22 protein-coding genes and 5 tRNA genes are annotated in these 25,350 nt (G+C 43.0%); 22 read left to right on the top strand and 5 right to left on the bottom strand.

What is annotated here, in order from left to right; genetic code table 11:
- Window positions 1-14: 14 nt before the first annotated feature.
- The 5 genes from ASG46_RS06045 to murQ are packed head-to-tail and all read right to left on the bottom strand — an operon-like array spanning window position 15 to window position 6,485.
- Window positions 15-1,934: a glycoside hydrolase family 3 protein gene (locus ASG46_RS06045; protein ID WP_056703670.1), complete on the bottom strand. Its 1,920-nt coding sequence runs from the start codon at window positions 1,932-1,934 to the stop codon at window positions 15-17.
- Between the two features lie 13 nt (window positions 1,935-1,947).
- On the bottom strand, window positions 1,948-3,303 hold the full coding sequence (gene pbp4b / locus ASG46_RS06040; RefSeq protein WP_056703667.1) for a penicillin binding protein PBP4B: 1,356 nt from the start codon (window positions 3,301-3,303) through the stop codon (window positions 1,948-1,950).
- Between the two features lie 12 nt (window positions 3,304-3,315).
- Complete coding sequence (locus ASG46_RS06035; protein WP_008344031.1) at window positions 3,316-4,695, bottom strand: PTS transporter subunit EIIC; 1,380 nt, start codon at window positions 4,693-4,695, stop codon at window positions 3,316-3,318.
- The gene (locus ASG46_RS06030) at window positions 4,692-5,561 is read right to left on the bottom strand and encodes a MurR/RpiR family transcriptional regulator (RefSeq protein WP_025206628.1); all 870 of its coding nucleotides are present in this window, start codon (window positions 5,559-5,561) and stop codon (window positions 4,692-4,694) included. The genes ASG46_RS06035 and ASG46_RS06030 overlap by 4 nt, the downstream gene beginning before the upstream one ends.
- A 12-nt stretch (window positions 5,562-5,573) precedes the next feature.
- A complete protein-coding gene (murQ, locus tag ASG46_RS06025) occupies window positions 5,574-6,485 on the bottom strand; it encodes an N-acetylmuramic acid 6-phosphate etherase (protein ID WP_046527274.1) in 912 nt (303 codons plus the stop codon).
- A 220-nt stretch (window positions 6,486-6,705) separates the two neighbouring features.
- Between murQ and ASG46_RS06020 the strand changes: the two genes are divergently transcribed.
- The 22 genes from ASG46_RS06020 to skfF all read left to right on the top strand — a co-directional run bounded on the left by ASG46_RS06020 (window position 6,706) and on the right by skfF (window position 25,333).
- A tRNA-Glu gene (locus ASG46_RS06020) sits at window positions 6,706-6,780 on the top strand.
- Between the two features lie 6 nt (window positions 6,781-6,786).
- Window positions 6,787-6,862 (top strand) — tRNA-Val (locus ASG46_RS06015).
- Between the two features lie 3 nt (window positions 6,863-6,865).
- A tRNA-Thr gene (locus tag ASG46_RS06010) sits at window positions 6,866-6,938 on the top strand.
- A gap of 28 nt (window positions 6,939-6,966) precedes the next feature.
- Window positions 6,967-7,051 (top strand) — tRNA-Tyr (locus ASG46_RS06005).
- Between the two features lie 4 nt (window positions 7,052-7,055).
- Window positions 7,056-7,127, top strand: a tRNA-Gln gene (locus ASG46_RS06000).
- Between the two features lie 137 nt (window positions 7,128-7,264).
- On the top strand, window positions 7,265-8,176 hold the full coding sequence (gene rocF / locus ASG46_RS05995; RefSeq protein ID WP_007498554.1) for an arginase: 912 nt from the start codon (window positions 7,265-7,267) through the stop codon (window positions 8,174-8,176).
- A gap of 185 nt (window positions 8,177-8,361) precedes the next feature.
- On the top strand, window positions 8,362-8,925 hold the full coding sequence (sigW, locus tag ASG46_RS05990; protein WP_007498553.1) for an RNA polymerase sigma factor SigW: 564 nt from the start codon (window positions 8,362-8,364) through the stop codon (window positions 8,923-8,925).
- 14 nt (window positions 8,926-8,939) lie between these two features.
- Window positions 8,940-9,566 (top strand): anti-sigma-W factor RsiW, encoded by a 627-nt coding sequence (gene rsiW / locus ASG46_RS05985; RefSeq protein WP_008344028.1) that lies wholly within the window; start codon window positions 8,940-8,942, stop codon window positions 9,564-9,566.
- Between the two features lie 204 nt (window positions 9,567-9,770).
- Window positions 9,771-10,592, top strand: coding sequence for a diadenylate cyclase CdaA (gene cdaA, locus ASG46_RS05980; protein ID WP_008344027.1), 822 nt, complete (start codon window positions 9,771-9,773; stop codon window positions 10,590-10,592).
- Window positions 10,585-11,991 (top strand): CdaR family protein, encoded by a 1,407-nt coding sequence (locus tag ASG46_RS05975; RefSeq protein ID WP_035390676.1) that lies wholly within the window; start codon window positions 10,585-10,587, stop codon window positions 11,989-11,991. The genes cdaA and ASG46_RS05975 overlap by 8 nt, the downstream gene beginning before the upstream one ends.
- Window positions 11,992-12,016: 25 nt before the next feature.
- A complete protein-coding gene (gene glmM / locus ASG46_RS05970; RefSeq protein ID WP_007498543.1) occupies window positions 12,017-13,363 on the top strand; it encodes a phosphoglucosamine mutase in 1,347 nt (448 codons plus the stop codon).
- A gap of 579 nt (window positions 13,364-13,942) precedes the next feature.
- The gene (glmS, locus tag ASG46_RS05965; RefSeq protein ID WP_007498541.1) at window positions 13,943-15,745 is read left to right on the top strand and encodes a glutamine--fructose-6-phosphate transaminase (isomerizing); all 1,803 of its coding nucleotides are present in this window, start codon (window positions 13,943-13,945) and stop codon (window positions 15,743-15,745) included.
- 481 nt (window positions 15,746-16,226) lie between these two features.
- Window positions 16,227-16,583, top strand: a complete 357-nt coding sequence (locus tag ASG46_RS05960) for a DUF2200 domain-containing protein (protein ID WP_056703664.1) — start codon at window positions 16,227-16,229, stop codon at window positions 16,581-16,583.
- 160 nt (window positions 16,584-16,743) lie between these two features.
- Complete coding sequence (locus tag ASG46_RS05955) at window positions 16,744-16,935, top strand: PLD nuclease N-terminal domain-containing protein (protein WP_003217265.1); 192 nt, start codon at window positions 16,744-16,746, stop codon at window positions 16,933-16,935.
- A gap of 14 nt (window positions 16,936-16,949) precedes the next feature.
- Window positions 16,950-17,867: an ABC transporter ATP-binding protein gene (locus tag ASG46_RS05950; protein ID WP_056703661.1), complete on the top strand. Its 918-nt coding sequence runs from the start codon at window positions 16,950-16,952 to the stop codon at window positions 17,865-17,867.
- On the top strand, window positions 17,864-18,628 hold the full coding sequence (locus ASG46_RS05945; RefSeq protein WP_056703657.1) for an ABC transporter permease: 765 nt from the start codon (window positions 17,864-17,866) through the stop codon (window positions 18,626-18,628). Before ASG46_RS05950 ends, ASG46_RS05945 begins: the two co-directional genes overlap by 4 nt.
- Window positions 18,629-18,783: 155 nt before the next feature.
- Complete coding sequence (locus ASG46_RS05940; RefSeq protein WP_046527279.1) at window positions 18,784-19,503, top strand: ABC transporter ATP-binding protein; 720 nt, start codon at window positions 18,784-18,786, stop codon at window positions 19,501-19,503.
- On the top strand, window positions 19,472-21,937 hold the full coding sequence (locus tag ASG46_RS05935; protein ID WP_056703654.1) for an ABC transporter permease: 2,466 nt from the start codon (window positions 19,472-19,474) through the stop codon (window positions 21,935-21,937). The genes ASG46_RS05940 and ASG46_RS05935 overlap by 32 nt, the downstream gene beginning before the upstream one ends.
- Window positions 21,938-21,942: 5 nt before the next feature.
- Window positions 21,943-22,455: a PadR family transcriptional regulator gene (locus tag ASG46_RS05930; protein WP_041508142.1), complete on the top strand. Its 513-nt coding sequence runs from the start codon at window positions 21,943-21,945 to the stop codon at window positions 22,453-22,455.
- Between the two features lie 125 nt (window positions 22,456-22,580).
- A complete protein-coding gene (locus ASG46_RS05925; RefSeq protein WP_056703652.1) occupies window positions 22,581-22,979 on the top strand; it encodes a RidA family protein in 399 nt (132 codons plus the stop codon).
- Between the two features lie 217 nt (window positions 22,980-23,196).
- Entirely contained in the window at window positions 23,197-23,919 is a 723-nt protein-coding gene (locus ASG46_RS05920) for an ABC transporter ATP-binding protein (protein ID WP_056703649.1), read from the top strand.
- On the top strand, window positions 23,912-25,333 hold the full coding sequence (gene skfF, locus ASG46_RS05915) for a sporulation killing factor system integral membrane protein (protein ID WP_056703646.1): 1,422 nt from the start codon (window positions 23,912-23,914) through the stop codon (window positions 25,331-25,333). The genes ASG46_RS05920 and skfF overlap by 8 nt, the downstream gene beginning before the upstream one ends.
- Window positions 25,334-25,350 lie beyond the last annotated feature (17 nt).

Here is a 25,350-nt window from a genome sequence, read left to right as displayed (position 1 = left end):
CAAGAGAATCCCTCCTATTTGATCTGTTTGCCTTTTAAATTGAGTCCATAGCCAAATGGGTAAAGGGTTTGATTAGGATGAGTGACTGATGGGATAGCGACGGGCAATTTCCCTTTAGGTGAGGCAGCTCCAAAAATCACTTCTAGTCCCGCAGGAATATTCGGTTGATTGAATTGTCCGTTTGAGTAGCCTTTAAAACCGTACACAGCTAGTAAGGCGTCGGCTTCCTCGAAATTTGCAGCATCATAAGGGTTTCTAAGACTCATGATGACCAATTTTTTGTTTTGTGCTGCTGCTTCTTTCATGACAGCACGAGGGAAGGCCGTTGCCCATTTTTTCGGATCCTGTACACCGTCATCAATGACGCCATCATTCACAGCCGGGTCATTTTGGACAACGTAAGAGCCGGTAATGACATAGTCAGCATCTTGAATGAGTTTGGCTGTTTCTTTGGAGAAGCTCTTATCTGCAAATGCGTATGATTGGATACGCACAGGTTTGATCTTTTTCTGTTTGATCAGAGATTCAATTGTGACGGACATTGCTTTTGTTTGATCTTCGTATGGTGCCATGAGTACGATTTTGTCATTCTTTTTAGGCTTAAAAGGCAAGGTTTTGTCGTTGTTTTTGAGTAGAGTGATTCCTTCACGTGCCATTTCTTGTTCTGCTTTTCGGTGCGACTTTTGACCAACGAGCTGTGTGGCTTTTTTGATTTTCTTCTCAAGGCTTACTGATTTATTGGCGGAAATGATGCCGCGTTTGATCTTTAATTGAAGGATTTTTTCGACAGATTGATTGATCTGGGACATTGGAATTTCGTTTGTGAGAACTGCTCTTTTTAAAGCATTGAACACATTCTCTAGGTTTTTTTCTGTCTTTAAGGACGTGACAGGTGCTGGCATGAGGGCAATGTCGACGCCTGCTTTAATAGCCATTACCACAGCTTCTTCCTGTCCGAAGTTATCTGCAATCGCTTTCATGTTGAGGGCGTCTGTTACAACCACTCCTTGAAAGCCCATGTCTTCTTTTAATAAGTTTGTGATGACTTTTTTTGATAAGGTTGCTGGAACCATAATGTCCTCGCCATCTTTTTTGCTTTTATAAGTTGTGTCATCAATGGCTGGGAATTGAACATGAGCAGTCATGACCATATCTGCCCCTGCGTTGATTGCTTGTTGAAACGGATACAGCTCCACCTTTTTAAGACGATCTAGATCATGTTCGACAAGCGGAAGTCCGTAGTGACTATCAACAGCTGTATCACCATGTCCCGGGAAATGCTTTAATGTGGAAATGGTCTTTTCCTTTTGAAGTCCTTTCATGGTTTGCAGACCAAGTCTCGTGACAAGTTCAGGGTCAGAGCTAAAGGAACGGACACCAATGACGGGGTTATTCGGGTTATTATTTACATCAAGAACAGGAGAGAAATTTGTATTGATACCTAGAGCGTTTAATTCTTTGCCGATGATTTTACCAGTGTCATAAGCATTTTTCTTACTTCGAGAGGCACCAATCGACATATTTCCTGGGAAATGTGTTCCCTTTTGTAGTCTTGTGACGATTCCGCCTTCTTGATCAATGGAAATGAGTAAAGGAATGTTGGGTGATGCTTGTTGAAATTCATGTGTGAGTTTGACGGTTTGTTTCGTATCAACGACATTTTCTGCAAATAAGATGACACCGCCTAAATGATATTTCTCTACAAGGTGAGAGACTTCTTTATTCATTTTTGTGAAGCCTGTAGGAGCGGATGCACCTTCTGCTTGCCAATTGCGAAAGTCTGGCATGAGCATTTGGCCAATTTTTTCATCCAAGGACATGTCCTGAACCATTTGTTTGGCAGTTGGGAGAGGGGCGGAGCTCACCTTTTCCGTTGGAATGGAAGAGGTGAGCAGGGCCAAAACGAGTGCAGCGGGGAACAGAGCTTTTAACATCGAATTCCTCCTTTTACTTAAAAGATTCGTAGATTGCGGTCATGATGCTTCCATAAGTACCAGTTGGGAAAAGGTCACCTTCAAATTGATTTGGGTTGACTTCAGGTGAAACGACGGGTGAATGTTTTTTATTTGTCAGCAAGACGACGCCTAGATTGTGTTTTGGATCAATCAAAGTCATCGTTCCGGTCCAGCCTGTGTGTCCATACGCTTCTTTACTTGCGTATTTCCCAAACATCCATTCCATGTCAGTATTGCCGTTTTTCCGCCAGCCTAGCCCGTAAGTTGGGTTCGTGTCTGATGATTCCGTAAAGAGATCGATAGAAGCTTGGTCAAAGATGGTTGTTTTCCCATAGCCTCCTTTATTGAGCATCAGCTGAAGCAGTACGGCCATATCTGATGTATTAGAGAAAAGTCCAGCATGTCCGGAGACACCTGCCATTGAGTAATAGGCTTTCTCATCGTGGACTTCACCTAGCAAGGTATACCTGCGAATGTTTTCAAAATCAATGACACCATCTCTTGTATTGCCTAGACGCTCGGTTGCTGCAAAATGCTTTGGCTTGAATCCCTTTTTCAGCGGATTGAACATGGTATGTTTTAGACCAAGCGGTCGATAAATCGTTGACTCTACATATTGATCAAGTGGCATACCGGTTTTTTTCTCAATGATCATGCCTAACAGCATGTAATCAATATCACTATAAATATGCTGAGTGCCTGGCTTGTATTGCAGAGGCACCTTTGGCAGCCATTTCATGGTTGTTTGTCTATCTTGAGAGAAAAAAGAGACCGCTTGCTCTTTGCTATAAAATAAAACACTGGAAGGCAGTCCGGCAGAATGGGTGAGAAGATCCTTGACTCGAAGCTGATCTTTGCCGGTTACCTTTGCATCTGGTTCATCTTGAAAGTCAGGCAGGATGGTTTGTATTTTTTCATTTACATCTAGTTTTTGTTCATATACTAGCTTTTGCAGGGCATAGTTGGTGGCATACATTTTTGTATTGGATGCCAAATCGAACAGTGTGTTCTTTTTCATTTTCTTATAGAATTTGAGTTCTGTTGTCCCTTTATATTTTTGTCTGTAGCCATAGGCTTTTTGATGGACGATCTGACCATCCTTGATAATGATGAGTGCTGCCCCCGGGAACCCTGCTTTGATATCGTTTTGAATCATGTGATCAACCTTCCTAAGCTGCCTAGAAGAAAAACCTACTTGTTCCGGTCGTTTTGCTTTTTTTAAGACGGGATATTCTTCAGGTGCTGTTTTAGACAAAGACGATACAGGATGGGAGCTAGTTGCAAATGTTTGTACTGGTAACCCTAGGAGCATGAACAGACTTGTGATGATGAGAAAATATTTTTTCAAGAGCTAGACCTCCTATTGCTTATTTTCCTCGAATTCAACAGCCATATCATCATGAAATCCGAATAAGTATGTGAAGATAAATCCAGCGACATATGCAATGAAGAGACCTATTAAGTAAAGCAGCATTTGATGTGTGTGAACGATAAAGGTTAATGGGAGACCTGATACCCCGATTGCTTTAGTGGCGATTTGGAAATAGGCTTGAAATGCTCCGCCGATTCCTGCGCCGAGACAAGCAGTGAGGAAGGGTCTTCCGAGCGGGAGTGTGACACCGAAAATGAGCGGTTCTCCAATTCCAAGCATTCCTGAAGGAAGTCCGCCTGCAATGGCTCTTTTCAGCTTTTTCTTTTTTGTTTTCATATAAATGGCAAAAGCAGCACCGACCTGTCCTGCGCCTCCCATAGCGAGGATTGGCAGAAGCGGGTCATCTCCAATTGAATTAATCAGTTCCATATGAATAGGTGTTAGGCCTTGGTGAAGTCCAGTGACAACAAGAGGAAGGAAGGTCGCACCAAGAACAAATCCGGCAAAAATACCGCCAATGTTTAATAGATAAGTAAGTCCAGAGGTGATGGCATCAGATATAAATCCGCCGACTGGCATGAAGATAACGTACGTGAAAATGCCTGTAATGAGTAGTGTGATGGTTGGTGTGACAATGATATCGAGTGATTGCGGGACGAAGCGTCTGATCCGGGTTTCAACAAGTGCCATAAAAATAGCTGCAAGAAGAACACCGATAAGTCCGCCTCTACCTGGTAGAATATTAGTGCCAAATAACATAATATCAGCGGCAGCTGGGTTAATGATGAGAATACCTGCTAATGCGCCTAATGCAGGAGAGCCACCAAATTCTTTTGCGGCGTTTGTTCCTACTAATATACCGAGATAAGCAAACAAGCCTGAGCCTATAACGGTTAGGATAATCGCAGCTTGAGATTTTTCATCGAGCCAGCCTGCTTGCACGACCGCTTTTGTAATACCGGTTATAAGACCCGATGCAACGAGTGCTGGAATAATGGGAATGAAAATGCTGGCGATCCGCCGTAAGAACAGCTTGAATGGTGTGCGGTTCTTTTGTGAAATGGCTTGTTTGTTTTTCTGTGCTTCGTTGTTTAAGTCATATGAACCTGAGGCATTGAGCAGTTGTTCAAATGCACTTGATACTTGGTTGACAACACCTGTGCCTAAAATGATTTGCAGTGTTTCAGCTTCGACGACGCCAATGACGCCATCGAGTTCTTTGATCGCGGTGGTTTGCACTTTTTCACGATCAATGGGTGTAATTCGGAGACGTGTCATACAATGTGTGTGGGAAGAGATGTTTTCAGAACCACCACAGAGTGAAAGGATTTCTTTCGCCAACTGCTGATATTTTTTTTGATGACTCATGTTGAATCCCCCTTTGTTTTTCGTTTCATGGAGCGGATGGCATGCCTTGTTTTGTCAATATATTGTGCTGTCTGTTCATATTGACGGGAGGCTAAACTGAGGAACAAGACATCGATTAAATAGAGCTGTGCCATTCTAGAGGAAGTGGCAGCACTGCGAAAAGGTGCTTCATTGGAACCGGACGTTGATAGATGGACATCACACAATGCAGAAACGCTTGTATGCCCTGGATGTGTTAAAGCAATGGTTTTCACTTTATTTTCTTTTGCGAGCTGAAGGGCTTGGATGATGTCTAATGTTTCTCCTGAGAAGGATATACCGAACACAATGTCATTCTTTCCAGCATTTGCGATGACCGTAGATGCGATGTGCATGTCAGTGAAGGCGGTGGCTGCATAATTGATTCTGAGAAATTTCTGCTGGGCATCAGCTGCGACGATGCCAGATGCACCCACACCGATAAAATGGATTTGGTTTGCATTCAGCAGCAGTTGCACAGCTTTTTCTAAAGCTTCTACATTTAAAATAGAGGCTGTATCTTTGATCGATTGAATGGTGTTTCCTGCTGTCTTTTGAATAATGGATTGAAGTGGTTCATCTTGTTCGATATCCCGGTAGCCTTGTTTATCAGTGTGCATTAAGTCTCCAGCGATCCGCATTTTCAAATCGTGATAGCCATCCAGCCCGAGAGACTTACAGAGACGGATGACGGCAGAGCTGCTTGCACCGGCAGCCTGACTGATTTCATGCACTGTGCTTTTAATGACTTTGTCAGGATGGGCAAGGATATAGTCTGCAATGATTTTTTCAGATTGGGGAAGCTTTGATTTCATTGTGTGTAGTAGGGTGAGTCCGCCTGCTGACATGAGTTTCCTCCTTTAAGATTGATGACGTAAGATGGCTTTGTCGATGTGACCATCTGCTTTGTTGAGCAGGTCTTTGGCTGTCTTTTTATCTGTTTTGGTTTGGAGCATGACGATGGCTGTTTTAACTTCTAAATCGGCTGCTTCAAGGGCTTTTACTGCTTGTTCGTAGGAAGCATTGGTCACATGTTGAATGATGGTGATGGCGCGTTCTTTTAGTTTATGATTGCTTACTTTTACATCTACCATCAGGTTTTCATATACTTTGCCTTGTCTGATCATGACAGAGGTGGAAAGCATATTTAAAATCATTTTATGAGCGGATGCGGCTTTCATTCGTGTTGACCCAGTGATGGCTTCTGGTCCTACGACGACTTCAATGGCGCAGTCTGCTAGTTCGCTAATCTCTGCTTGTTCATTGCAGCTGAGGGCTACTGTTTTTGCTCCAATGGTTCTAGCATAGTTTAAAGCGCCAATGATATAGGGTGTTCTACCGCTCGCCGCGATGCCGACAACCGTATCTTTTGATGTCAGGTGAATGTGTTCTAAATCTTTTTGACCAGCTTCTTCACTGTCTTCCACATCTTCTGCTGCATGTGAAAAGGCAGAGTCTCCACCGGCCATGATGCCTACGATGACATCAGGTGAAATGCTATAGGTAGGTGGACATTCGACCGCATCCATTACCCCAATTCTGCCGCTTGTTCCAGCGCCTAGATAAATGAGTCTGCCCCCATTCGAGATGGATTCAAAGGCCAAGTCACTTGCTGTCTTTACGTCTGGAAGGACACGGTTGACGGCTTGAGCGACCTTCATATCTTCCGCATTTATCATTTGGAGTATTTCTAGCGGGCTTGCTTGTGAAATTCTCATGGTGTTAGGGTTTCTTGATTCTGTTGTCAAAGAACGCAGTTGAGATGGCTGCATGTGACATACCTCCTTATTTCTTCATTTTCAGTATATTGAGTATGACATGAAATTTCAATATTATATTTAAATACTGAAATTATATTTCAGTCAAAATGTTGTACTGATGAGGGTTGAATAGTTAGAAAATAAAAAAAATAAAAATCCCCTTTACAAAAGGGGGACAACCTGTATATAATAACTTTTGTCAGCTTCACGGAAACAGTAAACTTGACAAACTGGCCCGTTGGTCAAGCGGTTAAGACACCGCCCTTTCACGGCGGTAACACGGGTTCGAATCCCGTACGGGTCACCATGATGTGGAGGATTAGCTCAGCTGGGAGAGCATCTGCCTTACAAGCAGAGGGTCGGCGGTTCGAGCCCGTCATCCTCCACCATATGCCGGTGTAGCTCAACTGGTAGAGCAACTGACTTGTAATCAGTAGGTTGGGGGTTCAAGTCCTCTTGCCGGCACTGTTTTTCTTTTATCAATTCCATATGTGGAGGGGTAGCGAAGTGGCTAAACGCGGCGGACTGTAAATCCGCTCCCTCCGGGTTCGGCGGTTCGAATCCGCCCCCCTCCACCATTTTTGGGCTATAGCCAAGCGGTAAGGCAACGGACTTTGACTCCGTCATGCGTTGGTTCGAATCCAGCTAGCCCAGTTAAGACACCTTTTTTAAAAAGGTGTCTTTTTTTTATTTTGACGATTGGAATGTATAACTATTCAAAATATTGTTGAGTTGAGTCAAAAGGTACCGAGAAAGTAAAATATAAGCATGAACGGAAAGGGGATGTACATATGGGAGATCAAAAGAAGGTCACGATTGTCGGGGTGCCGATGGATCTCGGTCAAATGAGAAGAGGCGTTGATATGGGGCCGAGTGCCATTCGCTGTGCTGGCGTAAAAGAAAAATTGGAATCGCTTTCATTTGGTGTCGAGGATTTAGGGGATATTCCTGTTGAGCAAAGGGATGATGAGAAAGGTCTCTATACAAGTGAAAAACTGAAAAACTTAACGGAGAATGCTGGCGCAAACCAGCTTCTTGCTGAAAAGGTTAGCAGTATTGTGCAGTCCGGTTCGTTTCCGCTGATTTTAGGCGGGGATCATAGCATTGCAATTGGTACACTAGCCGGTGTAGCCAAGCATTATGAAAATTTGGGTGTCATTTGGTATGATGCACACGGTGATTTAAATACAGAGGAAACCTCTCCTTCTGGGAATATTCATGGGATGCCACTTGCTGTCAGTCTCGGTCTTGGGCATGCTGATCTAACGAATATTGGCGGTTATGCGCCAAAAGTAAAGCCTGAGAATGTGATCTTGATTGGTGCTCGTTCTTTAGATGAAGGAGAGCGGGCATTGATTAGAGAAAAAGGCATTAAAGTGTATACGATGCATGAAATTGATCGATTAGGGATGACGAGAGTAATGGAGGAAGCCATTGCGTATTTAAAAGAAAGAACAGATGGTGTTCATTTGTCGCTTGATTTAGACGGCCTTGATCCAGCGGAGTGCCCTGGCGTGGGAACGCCGGTTGCTGGCGGCATCAGTTATAGAGAGAGTCATCTAGCAATGGAGCTTTTAGAGGAAGCAGGGATTTTGACTTCTGCTGAGTTTGTTGAGGTGAATCCGGTATTAGATGAGAAAAATAAAACAGCAGAAGCGGCAGTTGCATTAATTGGTTCTTTAATGGGTGAAAAGCTATTATAGAGCGGGACTTGTTCCCGTTCTTTTTTTAATTTTGGGGAAATTTAAGGATATGTTAAGGTTTTTACCGGCTGATAAGCGTAACATGCTGTCAAAAATTTGTTACACTATTTTTTAGAGGAGAATGAAACCTTTTGGAACGAGGTTCGTATACATAAAGACCGGTGAAGGCAGAGGTTGAATATACTATGGAAACAATGATTAAAAAGAGAATTAAGCAAGTGAAAAAAGGCGACCAGAACGCATTTGCAGACATCGTAGACCTGTATAAAGACAAAATTTATCAGCTGTGCTATCGTATGCTTGGGAATGCACATGAAGCAGAAGATATTGCGCAGGAGGCGTTTATTCGTGCCTATGTGAATATTGAGAGCTTTGATGTGAATCGTAAGTTTTCCACGTGGCTGTACCGCATTGCAACCAACCTGACCATCGACCGTATTCGTAAAAAAAAGCCGGATTATTATTTAGATGCAGAGGTGGCAGGGACAGAAGGACTGAATATGTATTCTCAAATTGCGGCTGACGGCATTTTGCCAGAGGACGAGGTGGTGTCGCTTGAATTATCGAGCACCATTCAGCAAAAAATTTTAAGATTACCCGATAAATATCGCTCGGTCATCGTATTAAAGTATATTGATGAACTCTCGTTAAAAGAAATTAGTGAGATTCTGAATATACCAGTTGGTACGGTGAAAACGAGAATACACAGGGGTAGAGAGGCTCTCCGGAAACAGTTGAGAGACCTTTGAGTGAGGTGATTTTGATGAGCTGTCAGGAAAAAATCGTCCTGCTTATGCATCAGTATTTAGACGGGGACATTGAGCCCGAAGATGAAAAAGAATTAAAGAGCCATCTGCAATCGTGTGAGGAATGCCGTACTCATTTTCAACAAATTGAGAAATCCATCGCGCTCGTGCAGAGTACATCTCATATAGAAGCACCATCTGATTTCACTGCAAAGGTGATGGCAGGTCTTCCAAAGGAGAAAAAGCGTGTGTCGATTCAAAGATGGATCAAAGCTCATCCGCTAATGGTCGCCGCTGCCCTCTTTGTCATATTGATGGGAGGCAGTCTGTTTACAAGCTGGAATACGGATCATAATTTCAGTGTGTCAAAGCAGCCGAATCTCGTGGTTGAAAATGATACAGTGACGGTACCTAAAGGGGAAACCGTTAAAGGTGACGTCACTGTGAAAAATGGCAAGCTGATTGTAGAAGGCAAGGTTGATGGGAACGTAACAGTCGTCAATGGAGAACAGCTGACTGCTTCTGCCGGACAAGTCACTGGTCAAATCAATGAAATTAATGAAGTGTTTGATTGGGTTTGGTACAAAATGAAGTCTACAGCACAAGACGTGATGCGGGTCATTGGACCAGAGGAGCAAAAGTAAATCAAACAGTTTGAGAGCAGTCTCTAAGGGGACTGCTCTTTTTCTATTGATGGACAGACTTGAATGCCAGCCAGATATGGCAACTATTTTCCTTGCTGAAACAAAATGTGGTATAATAGCCACGCTATGTACTTACACATAGGCTCTTTTTTTATAAAAAATGAATCGAACGAAGAATAACTGAAAATTCTGGAGGACGAGGAAATGGCTTTAGGGGATATTCCTTTTTTGCAGTACCTCGGTAATGCTGTTGATATTCTCGTTGTTTGGTATGTGATATATAAATTAATGATGGTCATCCGCGGAACAAAAGCTGTTCAGCTTTTAAAGGGAATTGTCGTCATTGTTCTCGTCAGGATGGGAAGTGCGTATCTCGGTCTTAACACACTTCAATGGCTGATGGATCAAGCGATTACGTGGGGGTTCCTTGCGATCATTATTATTTTTCAGCCAGAGCTAAGGAGAGCGCTTGAGCAGCTTGGGCGCGGCCGTTTCTTCTCTAGAAGCGGAACACCTGTAGAGGAACAGCAGCAGAAAACGATCGAGGCAATTACAAAAGCAATTAACTATATGGCAAAACGAAGAATAGGCGCGCTGTTAACGATTGAGCGCGATACTGGAATGAATGATTACATAGAGACCGGAATTCCTTTAAATGCAAAGGTCAGTTCTGAGCTGCTGATTAATATCTTCATTCCGAATACACCGCTTCATGACGGCGCTGTGATTATGAAGCGTGATGAGATTGCAGCTGCAGCGTGTTATTTACCGCTGTCTGAAAGTCCTTTTATCTCTAAGGAGCTCGGTACACGTCACCGCGCGGCAGTTGGTATTAGTGAAGTAACGGACAGTTTAACCGTTATTGTCTCCGAGGAGACAGGCGGCATTAGTGTCGCAAGAAATGGTGATCTCCATCGAGAATTGACAGAAGAAGCGCTTGAAGAAATGCTGATTGCTGAGTTTAGTAAGAACAGCAAAGATGCTTCCTCGACCAAATGGTATTGGAGGGGCAAGAAAAATGGATAAGATTTTGAATAATCGCTGGGCCGTTAAGTTTCTTGCATTGGTCTTCGCTTTATTGCTGTATGGTGCAGTCAATTCAGCGCAAGCGCCCACGCCGAAAAAAATCGGTGAATCCTTTTTCCCAACATCGACAACAGACGAAGCAACCTTAACGGACATTCCTGTTAAAGCATATTATGACGACGAAAAGTATGTAGTCACTGGTGTGCCGCAGACAGTCAATGTCACGATTAAAGGATCAACTAGTGCTGTGAAAACAGCAAGACAAACGAAAAATTTTGAAATTTACGCAGATATGCAAAACCTGACGACAGGTACACATAAAGTCGAATTGAAGGCAAGAGATGTATCGAAAGGAATCACGTTAACGATTAATCCGTCTGTGACGACTGTGACGATACAAGAAAAAACGACAGCTGAATTCCCTGTTGAAACGGAATTTTATAATCAAAATAAAATCAAAGACGGCTATTCACCAGAGCAGCCTATTGTGAATCCGAAAAATGTCACGGTTACTGGCTCAAAAGACGTGATCGACAAAATTTCTGTCATTAAAGCATTTGTGAACTTAGAGGATGTCGATCAGCAAATTGAGAAAGAAGCGAAGCTCACTGTGTATGATAGCAGTGGGAATGAGCTACCAGTCGAAGTGAGTCCGTCTGTGGTAGATATTACGGTCCCGATTACGAGTCCAAGCAAGAAAGTTCCGTTTAAGATTGAGCGGACGGGCAGCTTGCCAGATGGGATTAGTATCTCAAGCATCGAGACAAGCCCAAGTGAGGTGACAGTCTACGGTTCTCAAAAGGTGCTGGATGCACTTGATTTTATTGACGGCGTTCAGCTGGACCTAAGCAAGATTAAAGATGATACAGAGATTGATGCCGACATTCCACTGCCAGATGGTGTGAAAAAGGTATCGCCTGAAACTGTTAAAATCAAAGTGAAGGTTGCAACAGCTGAAGAAAAAAAGATCGATAATGTCCCAATTTCTGTCGTGGGTCTGAGCAAGGATCTTAGCTCTGCATTTGTGAGTCCGTCTTCTGGGCGTCTCACACTAACAGCAAAAGGATCAAAGAGTGCAATTGATAAACTAAAGGCTTCAGATATTGAAGCCTATATCAATGTCGGGGACTTAAACGAAGGAACACATGAGGTCAAAGTACAAGTGAATGGCCCTCAAAATGTGACATGGACATTATCTAGATCGAAGGTCAAAGTGAAACTGACTTCTACTGATACAGAAGATCAGCCGGCTTCTACGAATGATCGGAAAGATCAATCATCCGATGATGATCAGGAAGAGAAGAGTCAAAAGGAATCAACACAAGATAAAGCAAAAAAAGAATCGAGTCAAAGACAGCGGGTCAAAGAAGATAATAAAGAGGACGCAGCGTCCTCTTGAATGGTAAAAAAGGAGCGATTGAAACATGGGCAAGTACTTTGGAACTGATGGTGTAAGGGGTGTGGCTAATAGCGAATTAACGCCAGAGCTCGCATTTAAAATTGGGAGATTTGGCGGCTATGTGCTCACGAAGGATAAAGAACGTCCAAAGGTACTCGTTGGACGAGACACGCGTGTATCTGGTCATATGTTAGAAGGAGCACTCGTAGCAGGCTTACTTTCAATTGGGGCTGAAGTCATGCGTTTAGGTGTGATCTCAACACCTGGTGTGTCTTATTTAACGAAGGCAATGGATGCAGAAGCAGGTGTCATGATTTCAGCTTCGCATAACCCAGTTCAAGACAACGGAATTAAATTTTTCGGCGGTGATGGTTTTAAACTGTCAGATGAACAGGAAAATGAAATTGAGCAGCTAATGGATCAGCCAGTTGATGAATTGCCACGTCCAGTGGGAGCCGATCTTGGAACCGTGAATGACTACTTTGAAGGCGGTCAGAAGTACTTGCAATTCTTGAAGCAGACAGCGGACGAGGATTTCACAGGCATTCACGTAGCGCTTGATTGTGCACATGGTGCAACATCTTCTCTTGCAACACATTTATTTGCAGATTTAGATGCAGATGTGTCAACAATGGGAACATCACCAAACGGATTGAATATCAACGATGGCGTAGGTTCTACTCATCCAGAGGCACTTTCTGCTTTTGTGAAAGAAAAAGGAGCGGATATTGGTCTTGCGTTTGATGGCGACGGCGACCGCTTAATTGCAGTCGATGAAAAAGGTGATATTGTAGACGGCGATCAAATTATGTACATATGTGCACGTTATCTAAAGGGTGAGGGCCGATTGAAGGATGACACGGTTGTGTCAACGGTCATGAGTAACCTTGGTTTCTATAAAGCGCTTGAGAAGCAAGGCATTAAGAGTATTCAAACCGCTGTTGGTGACCGCTATGTGGTCGAAGCGATGAAAAAGGATGGCTATAATGTCGGAGGCGAGCAGTCAGGCCACTTGATCTTCCTTGATTATAATACGACAGGTGATGGCATGCTTTCAGCAATCATGCTGGTGAATACACTAAAAGCAACAGGAAAAACATTGTCAGAGCTTGCAGCTGAAATGGAGAAATTCCCGCAACTTCTAGTGAATGTGAAGGTATCTGATAAGTATAAAGTGGAAGAAAATGAAAAAGTAAAAGCTGTGATCCAAGAGGTTGAAAAAGAGATGAACGGTGACGGACGCATCCTGGTTCGTCCATCAGGAACAGAACCGCTTGTACGTGTCATGGCAGAGGCGAAAACAAAAGAGCTGTGTGATGAATACGTGGCTCGCATTACGGCTGTTGTCAAAGAAGAAATGGGTATTGAGTAATTGATTAAAGCAAATCGCAAAGTAGCGGTTTGCTTTTTTTTCGAATAAACGTCATAAGAGGAAAGTTCTATACGAATGATATAAGCGAGGGCAATTTGCTGCTTGCTTTCATACATAAGAGAGCACATCAAAGGTAGAACGTGACAAGCCTCATCGCATATAGTGTAGGGAGGTCTCACTTTCTCACATGAAAGGGATCACCCGCTAAATTGTGATTGACGGAGGTCAGACCTTATAGTACAATCATCCTTGTGTTACTGGATTTTTATTCTAGCAGGAAAGGCAGGGTAGATGTTCAGCCACTCTTATAATTATAGCGCCCGAACTAAGCGATCGAACGAGACAGATGCTTAGTTGACGAGGATGGAGGTTATCGAATTTTTCGGCGGATGCCTCCCGGCTGATCAAATATAGAGATCACAGCCGTAAGTGTTTCTTTAAAGCAAAGAGGTGACTCTTTGTACAAAGGGAATACACATGATCTCCCAAATTAAACATGTAGAGAGGGACGAAGAAATGTCCCTTCTATTTTAGTAGGCTTTCTTTGTCCCTTTCACATGATCGGGAGGAAGAATATTTATGTGTGGAATCGTAGGTTATATTGGTCAGAATGATGCGAAGGAAATCTTATTAAAAGGTTTAGAGAAGCTTGAGTACCGTGGGTATGACTCAGCAGGTATCGCTGTGGCAAACGAAGATGGCGTGCATGTGTTCAAAGAAAAAGGACGTATCGCTGAGCTTCGTGAAGTCGTTGATGCAAACGTGGCATCTTCAGCAGGAATTGGACATACACGCTGGGCAACACACGGTGTACCAAGCCATCTAAATGCGCATCCGCATCAAAGTGCTTCTGGCCGTTTTACGCTTGTTCATAACGGTGTCATCGAGAACTATGTACAATTGACACGCGAATATTTACAAGACGTCACACTAAAAAGCGACACAGATACAGAGGTTGTTGTTCAAGTCATCGAACAATTTGTGAACAGAGGTCTTGATACAGAGGAAGCTTTCCGTCAAACGCTTCTTCAACTAAAAGGCTCTTACGCAATTGCCCTTTTCGATAACGAAAACAAAGAAACAATCTATGTGGCGAAAAACAAAAGCCCGCTATTGGTTGGTTTCGGTGAAGATTTCAACGTTGTGGCTTCTGACGCAATGGCGATGCTTCAAGTAACAAACGAATATGCGGAATTAATGGATAAAGAAATGGTCATTGTTACTAAAGACGAGGTTATTATTAAAAACCTTGACGGTGATATCATGACACGTCCTTCTTATATCGCTGAGCTGGATGCAAGCGACATTGAGAAAGGCACATATCCTCACTACATGTTAAAAGAAACGGATGAACAGCCGCTAGTGATGCGCAAAATCATCCAAGAATATCAAGACGAAAACGGCAAGCTGTCAGTCGCTGGCGATATCGCAAGCGCAGTAGCAGAAGCAGACCGCATTTACATCGTGGCTTGCGGAACGAGCTACCATGCTGGACTTGTTGGTAAACAATACATTGAAGACTGGGCGAAAGTACCTGTAGAAGTCCATGTAGCAAGTGAATTCTCTTACAACATGCCGCTTCTATCGAAAAAACCGTTGTTCATCTTCCTTTCTCAATCTGGGGAGACTGCGGACAGCCGTGCTGTACTTGTTCAAGTCAAAGAGCTTGGTCATAAAGCATTAACGATCACAAACGTACCAGGATCTACGCTTTCTCGTGAAGCAGACTTCACATTGCTTCTTCATGCAGGACCAGAAATCGCAGTCGCTTCAACAAAAGCCTACACAGCACAAATCGCTGTTCTTGCGATCCTTGCATCTGTTGCAGCTGAATTAAATGGTCAATCTCTTGACTTTGATCTTGTGAAAGAGCTTGGGATTGTGGCAAACGCAATGGAAGCCCTTGTCGATCAAAAGGATGAAATGGAACAAATCGCTCGTGACTTCTTCACAGTGACACGTAACGCATTCTTTATCGGAAGAGGACTTGACTACTATGTGTGCCTTGAAGGTTCACTCAAACTAAAAGAGATCTCTTACATCCAAGCAGAAGGATTTGCTGGCGGAGAACTCAAACACGGCACCATTGCTTTAATTGAAGAAGGCACACCGGTCATTGCCCTTGCCACGCAAGAGCACGTGAACCTCAGCATTCGCGGTAACGTCAAAGAAGTTGTTGCACGCGGCGCAAACCCATGTGTCATCTCACTAAAAGGCCTAGAAGACGAAGGCGACCGTTTCGTCCTTCCAGCTGTACACCCAGCACTTGCACCACTTGCATCTGTTGTCCCATTACAGCTAATCGCTTACTACGCAGCCCTTCACCGCGGGTGTGATGTGGATAAACCACGTAACCTTGCGAAGAGTGTGACGGTGGAGTAGGGATTAAATAAAATCGGATTTTTGATACCCCTTTAGATATAATTGTCTAAAGGGGTATTTTTGTGTCAATAGAACTAGCAGTTGAAAGATTTAAGCTGAACTTTGATTGATAGATACTATTTCCATGTTGCTATTATGATAAATATTTTTAGGGGGAAATATTATTTTTATTCGATACGTAAAAAAAGAAAAATGGGGAATTGTTTTTTTCTTCATTGGTTATATCGCATTGTTTATCATTTCTTATTGTTTAATTGGTGGTCCTGTTTCAAGTGAAGGACCAATAGGTGTATTCCTTGGATTTTGTATTGTTCAATTTCTTAAATATAGAGCTTTCAAAAAAGATGAAAGAAATAATAAAGGCATATATCATCGTTTATAAGTTATATTTTTAACACATTATACTAAGTGCATAATGAGAGAGCGTCCCCTTGAGAAAGCGTGACAGTTTAAATATTTAACGAAGAAAGAGAGCAGATACATGACCAAACCTAAAATTTACACAATGAGCTTTGCAAAAGTCTATCCTCTCTACATCGCAAAGGCAGAGAGAAAGGGAAAAACGAAAGCTGAAGTCGATACGATTATTTGTTGGTTAACAGGCTACAGTCCAGAAGAGCTTGAGGAACAGTTGGACAAGCAGATAGACATTGAAACTTTTTTTGCCGAGGCTCCTGAACTTCATCCTTCCCGCAGTTTAATCAAAGGAGTCATCTGTGGAGTACGGGTAGAGGACATTGAGGAAGAAACCATGAAAAATATTCGGTATCTAGATAAACTGATTGATGAGTTAGCGAAGGGAAAGAAAATGGAAAAGATTTTGCGAGCTTCGTCATGAACATCACAAGCGAGCCCAGTGAATAAACTTCACTGGGCTTTTTTATATTTATAGACCATTCGACCAATAAAAATAAAATCCATTTGAACGAATTCTCTCTTCATGTCGTCAAAAGAAGTAATACCAAAACAAATTGACGTTTGAAAAGGGAGTGGTGTGGATGGACATGAAGATGATTTTACCTCTTATTTTACTACAAGCGATTTTAATGGTGATTGGTTTGTTTGATTTGTTGAAAAGAGATCCATCGAGGATTAGGGGAGAAGTGAAGTGGGTTTGGGCTTTGGTGATTGTGTTTGTGGCGAGTGCCGGTCCTATTGCGTATTTCATTTTTGGTCGTAAACAATCTTAGTAGGGGGGATTCGCTTGAATATGTTGGAGTGTTACGGGCTGACGAAATCGTATGGACGGCATGAAGTATTAAAAGATGTCTCGTTTTCTGTTGGGGAGGTTGGATGTGTTGGCTTTTTAGGAGCCAATGGAGCGGGGAAGACAACGACGATCCGGATTTTGACGGGGCTTGCTCGTCCTACGTCTGGCGTTGTGAAGGTGGCAGGTTTTGATGTCACAAAGGACATGGATCAAATCAGTCAGGTGATTGGGTACTGTCCGCAGCATCCTGCATTTTATCAGGATATGACGGGGCAGGAATGGATGCATTGGGTTGGCGGGTTATTTCATTTAGAGAAACACACCATTCGTTCCAAAACAGATGAATTGTTGAAGCTTTGCCGCATATACGAGGCGAAGGATCGTGCCATTGGTAGCTATAGCGGAGGCATGAAGCAGAGGCTTGCCATTGCACAGGCGCTGATCAATAGCCCACAGGTTCTGATCCTAGATGAGCCTGTGTCGGCACTTGATCCCATGGGGAGAAAAGACGTCCTGACTTTGATTGAGCGTCTAAAGCATGAGATGCTGATCTTTATGTCGACCCATATTTTAGATGACATTGAACGTGTGGCGGATCATATTATCATGATCAACAGCGGCAAAATTGAGATGTCCTCTTCGATGAAACAGATCAAAGAAGACTATATCCAGCCCGTGATTGAATTTCAATTAGCACAACAGAATACGAAACTAGTGGCTTTGTTAAAAGAACGGGATTGGGTGGAGGAATGTATGGAGACAGGAGACGCTTATCAGGTGCGAGTCAACGATCAACAAGCGGCATTGAAGGAGCTGCCGGGTCTCATCACTGAAACTGGTGGTGTTCTTCTCCAATATCAACTATCTAAGCTAACGCTTGAAGATATTTTCATGAAGGTTGTGATGGCATGATGATGTTGAAAAAGGAATTTAGGGAGTTATTCACTAGTTATAAAATCTTATTTGTGCCGATCATTTTTACGATTTTAATGATTACACAGCCTATTACGCTCAAAATGCTGCCGGATCTTTTATCGAAATCCGCTAATTTACCTGAAGGGTCTACATTTTATATACCAGAGCCTAGTGCTGGAGAGGCTTTAGCTAGTGCATTGAGTAAATTTGATTCACTCGGCGTGTTTATCCTCATTATGATTGTGATGGGGACGATTGCTGGAGAGCGTGCCTCTGGGGTGACGGCGATGATTATGGTGAAACCGATCAGTCGAATGAGTTATTATGCCTCAAAAATATGTGCCTATGCCTGTTTAACGTTGTTTAGTTTGGTAGTGGCGGTGCTTGCTTCCGTTTATTATGTGGACATCCAATTTGGGCATGTGGATTGGGGCGATGTGTTAAAAGGAACGCTTTTGTATTATCCGAACCTACTGCTCATTGTAGTATCGACCATTTGTGCATCGGCGTTCTTTAAGCGTTCAGTGACTGCGGGCGGCGTTTCCCTTTTGATCAACCTCATCCTGTTTACCGTTCCTTCGTTTTATGAGGATACATTAGGGAAGTTTGCACCTAAAGGCGTCACAAGTGCGGCTGAGGAGATGATTCATAGAGGGACTTATTCAGATCAGGCACTTACTAGCTTTCTAGGTGTATCGGTATTGATTGGTTTCTTTTTTCTCATCGGATGGTTTCTTTTTAGAAAACAAGAATTATAGCATGGTGTACCCTTTGGATATGAAAATCTAGAGGGTTTTTTATGTATTTAGTAAGTAAAAAATAAGGCATAAATACATATTATCATGATTTAAATGTTGAAATAATATATACTTAGTATATAATTACTCCGTAAAGGGATGGGAGGAGTTTGCAGATGATTCAGATCAAGCATGTGAAGAAGGAATTCTTTCAAGGCCAGGAGCGGACTGAGGTGTTGAGGGGCGTTGATTTGACGGTAGAAGAAGGGGAGTTTGTAGCGGTGATGGGACCGAGTGGTTCTGGAAAAAGTACATTACTTCAGCTGTTAGGCGGGCTTGATCTGCCTTCAGATGGAGAGATTTTGATAAATGAACATCAGTTAAGTGAGATGAATGAGAAAGAGAGAACGATTTTCCGCAGAAAACAGATTGGGTTTGTGTTTCAAAATTATCAGCTGCTGCCTACATTAACTGTCGAAGAAAATGTGGCGTTTCCGCTGCATGCAGATGGACGTTTAACAAAGGAGAATCAACAGACGGTTGTAGAGCTGTTAGAGGCTGTTGGCTTGAATGGACTTGGGCGGAAACGGGCTAGTTTGCTGAGCGGCGGGCAGCAGCAGCGTGTAGCGATTGCAAGAGCTCTAGTCAATCAGCCATCAGTGCTGTTAGCAGATGAGCCGACGGGGAACTTGGACCGACATAGAGCGGAGGATATTTTGGCGTTAATGTGCAAGTTCAATCGAGAAAGCAAGCAGACGATTATTATGGTGACGCATGATATTTTCGCAGCGGGGTTTGCGGATCGAATCATCCTTTTTAAAGACGGTGTTATTGATCAAGTGATTTCTAGAAAGGATGATGATTATGCTCAGTATGTGGCGAATTTCATGGCGTAACATGCTTCAGCATAAAAAGCGGTTCGCCATTTCTGTCTTAGGCATCATGGTGGGGATCGCTTTTGTCACGTCGATGCTCATTGCCGATCGAACGACAAATGATGTGTTTCATTACTATGAGCAAATGTATGTCGCTGATGCAGATTATTGGGTGTTGAGTGATGATCATACGTATGATGAGGAACAGATCTCATCCATTTTAAAACATCCTGATGTGACAGGATCATTATTAGCGCTGGATAAACAGACGTTTTTTGAGGTAGAAGGTGATCACTCTCTTAACCAACGGGCGGTGCGCATTACCGGGGTGCAAGATCAAACGAGCTCTTTACTGAAGCTGCCTGTGATTGAAGGGCGTTTGGATAATCAGGGGTTGGTCATACCAGATGTTGTGGCGAAGCTGCTGAATAAAAAAGTGGGAGATACCATTCGTTTTTCTGATTTGGGCGAAGCGAAGGTATCTGCCATTGTGGAATATACACAGCTGCTTTCAAGTCCGAGTGACTGGAAGAGTGCAGAATCATCGAGCTTTCGTGTGATGGCGCCGCTTGATTTATTGAGAGACTGGACGGGACTCGATCATCAGCTTTCTTATATGAGATTTCAGACCAATGATGGCGGAGAGCAGCTCTTTCAATCTTTACAGAAAGAGTTCAAGGATGCCGATGTTTTTGTCCAGCCTGTGGTGGCGGATGACCGGCAAAGTAATGACATTGGCGGGTTGTACACGTTCTTTTACCTCATCGCAGGGCTGTCGATGTTTATGAGCGGTTTTATCGTGTTTAATATGATTTATACGAGTGTGATGGAACGAAAAAAAGAATTTGCGATTATGAAGAGCTTCGGTTATACACAGAGTTCTGTTTCTAAGCTGATGTTGATTGAGGTTTTGATCTTGGCTTGTATTGGAACCGTCATTGGGGTGCCGATTGGCGTTTGGCTTGGGGATGTGTTCATGCAAACACTGCTTGGTGTGTTTGCTTTTGATATGGTGTATTCGTTAGATTGGCAAGTGCCTGTTGTAATAGCAGTGATCATTGGTATTGTGTTCCCTGTGCTGTTTTCGTTATTTCCGATCTATCATGCAGGGAAAACGTCTGTGCTGCTGACTTTAAAATCCACCACCCAAACTTCTGCGCCGAAGAAACAATCGGTCATTAGAGCGGCGATAGGGATAGGCTTGCTTTCATTTGTATGGGTGGATCATCCGGCTGCTTATCTTGCCATTTTAGCCAGCATGGTTCTGTTATTCCCATTTTTCCTGCTCTTTTTGAACCGGTTGTTGGCGCCTCTTTTGAAGTTTGTCTTTGGTTACCCGGGTCATCTATCCTCGCAGCATGTCACGCAGCAACTGAATCGAAATGCTAATACGGCGGCGATTCTAGCTGTTGGGATTGCTGTGATCTTGCTTTTAAGTGCGGTCATTGAATTGGCTCCAGATGGCTACGAAAAAGAGATTCGTCAAACGTATGGAGGCGATCTCAGGGTTACTTCTGAAGCCCCATGGACGAAAGCGGATCAAGAAAAGCTGTCATCCTATGAGGCTGTTGAGCGGGTGGAAGCGATGATGGAAGCGGCTCCTTTGACATGGGAAACGGCTGATGGAGAGAAAAGACAATTTTCTCTGATCGGCGTAGAGGAAAAGGGACCGTCTTTTATAGAAGATGACAATAAAGGCGATTTGTATCAACATTTAGCAGAAAAGCCCTCTATCGTGTTAGGAGAGCGTGCGTTTGATGAATGGGGTGGGCGTATTGGAGAGAGTGTGTATCTCAATGCACCTTCTGGCCGGCAGCAGTTACAAGTCATTGATGTGGTCAAGACTTCTCATCATTCGGGTTATGTGGCATTTGTCGATCAGACATTTTTACAAGAGGATTTAGGGTGGACGCAGCCCCTTGATATCCTGTTTACGTTAAAAGACAAAGGTGCCGGTGAGTCTTTACGAGATCAGCTATGGGAAGACTTTGGGCAGCGGCTTTCAAAGGTGAAAACAGTAGAGGATGAGATTGAATCAACGACATCGGCTTTAACTGGTATGAACGAGTTAATTTCTATGATGCTCATTTTCATTATGGGGCTCGCGAGCATTGGAACAGCCAATACACTGTTGATGAATACGCTTGAACGTACATCTGAGATTGGCACCATGCGGGCGCTTGGGCTGACAAAACAGCAGGTGAGAAAAATGATCGTTGGAGAAGGTGTGCTCATTGGGTTATCAGGTGTGATTGGCGGCATTTTATTTGGTGTGATTCTTCTATATGTCTCAAGCCAATCTGATTGGCTCGGTGGATTTGTTTCATTTCAGCTGCCATTTGTGCATGTGTTGCTGGCAGTGATCGCAGGAATTGCGCTCAGTTTAGCGGCTTCGTGGATTTCTAGTGCGACAGCGAGTAAAATAGAGATGATATCATCTCTCAAAGAAGGTTAAATCATATGTCAGTGAAATACGGAATTTTAACATCGCTCTGTCAGCAGCAACATCATGGATATGAATTAAAGTTAGAGCTGGAGTCATTGCTCGGAATAAAAGGAAAAATCAACCCGGGTCAAATCTACACGACGCTTGATCGGTTAATTCGTGATCAATTGGTGACAGCAGTGGGAATAGATGACCAAGATCGAAAGCTGTACGACGTGACGGAAGAAGGCAGACAAGAGCTGGAATCATGGCTGTTGGCGCCTGTTCCGTATCATGCTGTAAAGGATGATTTTCACTTTAAATGGGGCTGTGCACGGAAAATCAGATTTCATCAAGAAAAAGAAATGCTTCAGCAGCAGAAAGCCGTCATCATGAAAGATGTGATGGAACTCACGAAGCTGAAAACGGAATGTCTTGTGCAAGGTGATGAGAGTCGGTACTTATTGATTTCTGGCACGCTGCTTCATTTAGAGGCGGATTTGAATTGGATTCATCAAATTGAGCATCGGAGCGGAGCATCATTTTAGGGAGGTCTTTCTTTTGAAGAAAGGTCTTTTTTTGGCTTCGTTCGGAGTATACGCAGATAGGATGGGAAGAAAGTTTGGTATGATAGGTGTAAATTGATTGTATTTTCAGAAAAGGGGTTTGATCAATGAAAACATCACGTAATCCTGAGACCATTCACACGCCAGTTGCACCGTACATCCATCAAATAGAGACAACAGGGCCGCAGCGTTGGTTAACCTTATCAGGACAAGTGGGGATGGAAGTCGATGGGACCATCCCGGCGAGCCCGATGGAACAGCTCGAGCTAGCGTTAGAGAATGTAAAACGCAATGTAGAAGCGGCAGATATGAAAGTAGAAGATATAACAAAGCTTGTGTTTTATTTGGTAGGTGAGTTTGATGCCGAGAGTAGAAAACGAATCATGGGTCAGTTTTTAGGAGACCACCTGCCTTGTATGACGATGATTTATGTGGTGGCTTTGGCTTCACCTGCTTTAAAGGTCGAGGTGGATGCTTGGGCTTGTCGGGATATGGATACGGTTTGAATTGGTTTATTTAATAGATAAAAGGTTGGGATGATTGATGCCCAATCTTTTTTGTTTTGTTATCTTTTAGTATTTTAAATGATTATAATCCTCTTACCCTTTTATACCTCATATGGTAATATTGTGGTAAATGATAAGTGGGTCTAATTACATTTACATTCCACCGTAAAAACACCATAGATCAGCATACATCACTCTAATAAAAGGGAGAGATTTGATGCCAGTTATGGAGGTTCAGAATGTAAGCAAACGATATAGCAATGGTGATGGGATAGAGGGTCTTTCATTTTCCATTGAAGCAGGGGAGGTTGTGGCGCTGCTTGGGCCTAATGGTGCGGGGAAGACGACAACCATTCGATGTTTAACAGGTCTCTATCAACCTGATCAAGGGGAAATACTCATAGAGGGATTTCCTCCTGGTCATTCCCATGTCCAAAAACAAGTAGCTCTTATTCCAGATCAGCCATATTTGTACCCAGATTTAACGGTTGCTGAACATGTTCAATTCCGTGCGAGGGGCTATCATAAAGGTTTAAAACAGATCAAAGAAAAGGTATTTGAGGCGTTGAAAGAAGTACATATCGAAATGAAGATGAACGAATTGTGCGGAAGGCTTTCAAGAGGTCAAAAACAGCGTGTCGTCTTAGCAGGGGCCATTGTGCAAGATGCCTCCCTTTTTATTTTAGATGAGCCGACTGTTGGGTTAGACATCCCTTCGAAACAATGGCTGTCAGATTGGCTGATACAGAAGAGCCTTCAAGGAGGTTCGGTTCTTGTGTCCACTCATAGTCTAGAGTTTGTTCTTGATACGGCTAGCAGGGTGATATTGATTCGAGATGGTGCCATCATGAAAAGTATCGCTGTTCCTAAGCGGCAGGAAGAACAAATGAAGTGGCGGGCAGAAGTCATTCAACTCCTAGGGGAGTGGTCTAGTGAATAACACACTTTCCCTTTTATGGATGAAATCCCAAAGGCGCTTGATCAGTAAAAATCAAGAAAAGAAAATGCCCTTTCTGATCTTGCTACTTATGATGGCTGCCATCGGTTTTCAGCTGAGCGCAGTCTCAAGTATGGGCGATTGGAATGCAAGTACAGCTGGATGGATCATTGTCGTTTTATTTGTTCTTTATACTGGCTTTGGCTTGTTTTCGAATAGGCTGCCTAGTCAGATGAACGATATCATGTGGTTGTATGGAAGTGGTGCTTCCTTATGGACAGTTGTGATGAGTGTATGGGTATATCACATTCTTTGGCGATGTGCTTTTCTCATTGTTTCTGCTGTGATGGCTGATATCCTCCTTCTTTGTTTAACGCAGCAGTACTTTTTTCTACTTGGTAAATCACTCCTGTTAACAGCGCTGTTATGTATGATCGAAACATGGATGATTGCGGTATCTTGTGCAAGAACCATTCAAGTATATAAGCGAGTGCTCTTCATTGGTTTTATACTGATGTTTGGTTGTCTTTCATTGCTCACTTTGAATCAATTGATATTGAAACAGTCGTCTATGATGGAGATATCTGCTTCTTTGATGTATCAAGTCGGACGCATGATAGAGGAGTTTTCATTCATTTCTGTATTGATATTACTTGGAATGATGATTTTATCTTTCATGATGATGTACAGGTCGAGTCATCGTATAGAGATGATGGAGTCGTTAGTCAAAGAGGCGGCATTTTGGGAGGAATTTGAGGGGAAGCAGGTTCATGCAAATCCAATAAGTCCAAAGAAAAGCAAGACGTGGTGGGGGCTTTCATCATTAACGGGCATCTGGGCTTTCCTTTGGCTAGAAATATTGATGATCAAAAAGTATGCTACCTTCCACCTGTTATCTACCATGCTGTTGATCGGTACTTACTATGTCGTCAGTTCTTATTTTTCAGATTGGTTGACTCTATTCTTTCTGGTCATTGGTGCATCTGTCCTGCTCAGTTCATATTACGCTGGGATTGTAAGACACGGGCAAACGGGAGTACTGTATCTTTTTCCGGGTGCTTTATATCAAAAGATTCTTCTATTGGAAGTGTTTCAAACCTTTTGGTTGTATGGTGTCTACTTGATTTCTCTTATCTTGTTAGAGATTCATGATGTATTGTATTGGGCCATTTATGGGGTAGGGGTTTATATTTGTTTTTTGACCATACGGCTCTTTGCCTTTACGCAGCCTTTGAGACGAGAAGCGAGTCTTTCTTTGGGCATCTATTATCGATCATTGCTCATCGGATCTGTCATAAGTGCTGCGGTCATCATTGGGATTTATCTGTTCACTGAGGGCTGGTTTACAACGATGACATGTGTATTTGCTGGATGTGTATGTTATGTGATTTGTTATCGATGCCGTGGGACTCATTAAAAAGAGGAGTTGATTGT

Source organism: Bacillus sp. Leaf49, assembly GCF_001426125.1.
GTDB classification, from domain to species: Bacteria; Bacillota; Bacilli; order Bacillales; family Bacillaceae; genus Bacillus; species Bacillus altitudinis.
The sequence above is the reverse complement of the archived record's forward strand: the minus strand, read 5'-3'. Positions and strand labels throughout refer to the sequence as shown.

What these genes read in the sequence shown, in the direction of transcription:
- ASG46_RS06045 (WP_056703670.1), bottom strand. Translation starts at nt 1,934, where the DNA reads ATGTTAAAAGCTCTGTTCCCCGCTGCACTCGTTTTGGCCCTGCTCACC.
- ASG46_RS06035 (WP_008344031.1), bottom strand. Translation starts at nt 4,695, where the DNA reads ATGAGTCATCAAAAAAAATATCAGCAGTTGGCGAAAGAAATCCTTTCA.
- ASG46_RS06030 (WP_025206628.1), bottom strand. Translation starts at nt 5,561, where the DNA reads ATGTCAGCAGGCGGACTCACCCTACTACACACAATGAAATCAAAGCTT.
- murQ (WP_046527274.1), bottom strand. Translation starts at nt 6,485, where the DNA reads ATGCAGCCATCTCAACTGCGTTCTTTGACAACAGAATCAAGAAACCCT.
- rocF (WP_007498554.1), top strand. Translation starts at nt 7,265, where the DNA reads ATGGGAGATCAAAAGAAGGTCACGATTGTCGGGGTGCCGATGGATCTC.
- sigW (WP_007498553.1), top strand. Translation starts at nt 8,362, where the DNA reads ATGGAAACAATGATTAAAAAGAGAATTAAGCAAGTGAAAAAAGGCGAC.
- rsiW (WP_008344028.1), top strand. Translation starts at nt 8,940, where the DNA reads ATGAGCTGTCAGGAAAAAATCGTCCTGCTTATGCATCAGTATTTAGAC.
- cdaA (WP_008344027.1), top strand. Translation starts at nt 9,771, where the DNA reads ATGGCTTTAGGGGATATTCCTTTTTTGCAGTACCTCGGTAATGCTGTT.
- ASG46_RS05975 (WP_035390676.1), top strand. Translation starts at nt 10,585, where the DNA reads ATGGATAAGATTTTGAATAATCGCTGGGCCGTTAAGTTTCTTGCATTG.
- glmM (WP_007498543.1), top strand. Translation starts at nt 12,017, where the DNA reads ATGGGCAAGTACTTTGGAACTGATGGTGTAAGGGGTGTGGCTAATAGC.
- glmS (WP_007498541.1), top strand. Translation starts at nt 13,943, where the DNA reads ATGTGTGGAATCGTAGGTTATATTGGTCAGAATGATGCGAAGGAAATC.
- ASG46_RS05960 (WP_056703664.1), top strand. Translation starts at nt 16,227, where the DNA reads ATGACCAAACCTAAAATTTACACAATGAGCTTTGCAAAAGTCTATCCT.
- ASG46_RS05955 (WP_003217265.1), top strand. Translation starts at nt 16,744, where the DNA reads ATGGACATGAAGATGATTTTACCTCTTATTTTACTACAAGCGATTTTA.
- ASG46_RS05945 (WP_056703657.1), top strand. Translation starts at nt 17,864, where the DNA reads ATGATGATGTTGAAAAAGGAATTTAGGGAGTTATTCACTAGTTATAAA.
- ASG46_RS05940 (WP_046527279.1), top strand. Translation starts at nt 18,784, where the DNA reads ATGATTCAGATCAAGCATGTGAAGAAGGAATTCTTTCAAGGCCAGGAG.
- ASG46_RS05935 (WP_056703654.1), top strand. Translation starts at nt 19,472, where the DNA reads ATGCTCAGTATGTGGCGAATTTCATGGCGTAACATGCTTCAGCATAAA.
- ASG46_RS05930 (WP_041508142.1), top strand. Translation starts at nt 21,943, where the DNA reads ATGTCAGTGAAATACGGAATTTTAACATCGCTCTGTCAGCAGCAACAT.
- ASG46_RS05925 (WP_056703652.1), top strand. Translation starts at nt 22,581, where the DNA reads ATGAAAACATCACGTAATCCTGAGACCATTCACACGCCAGTTGCACCG.
- ASG46_RS05920 (WP_056703649.1), top strand. Translation starts at nt 23,197, where the DNA reads ATGCCAGTTATGGAGGTTCAGAATGTAAGCAAACGATATAGCAATGGT.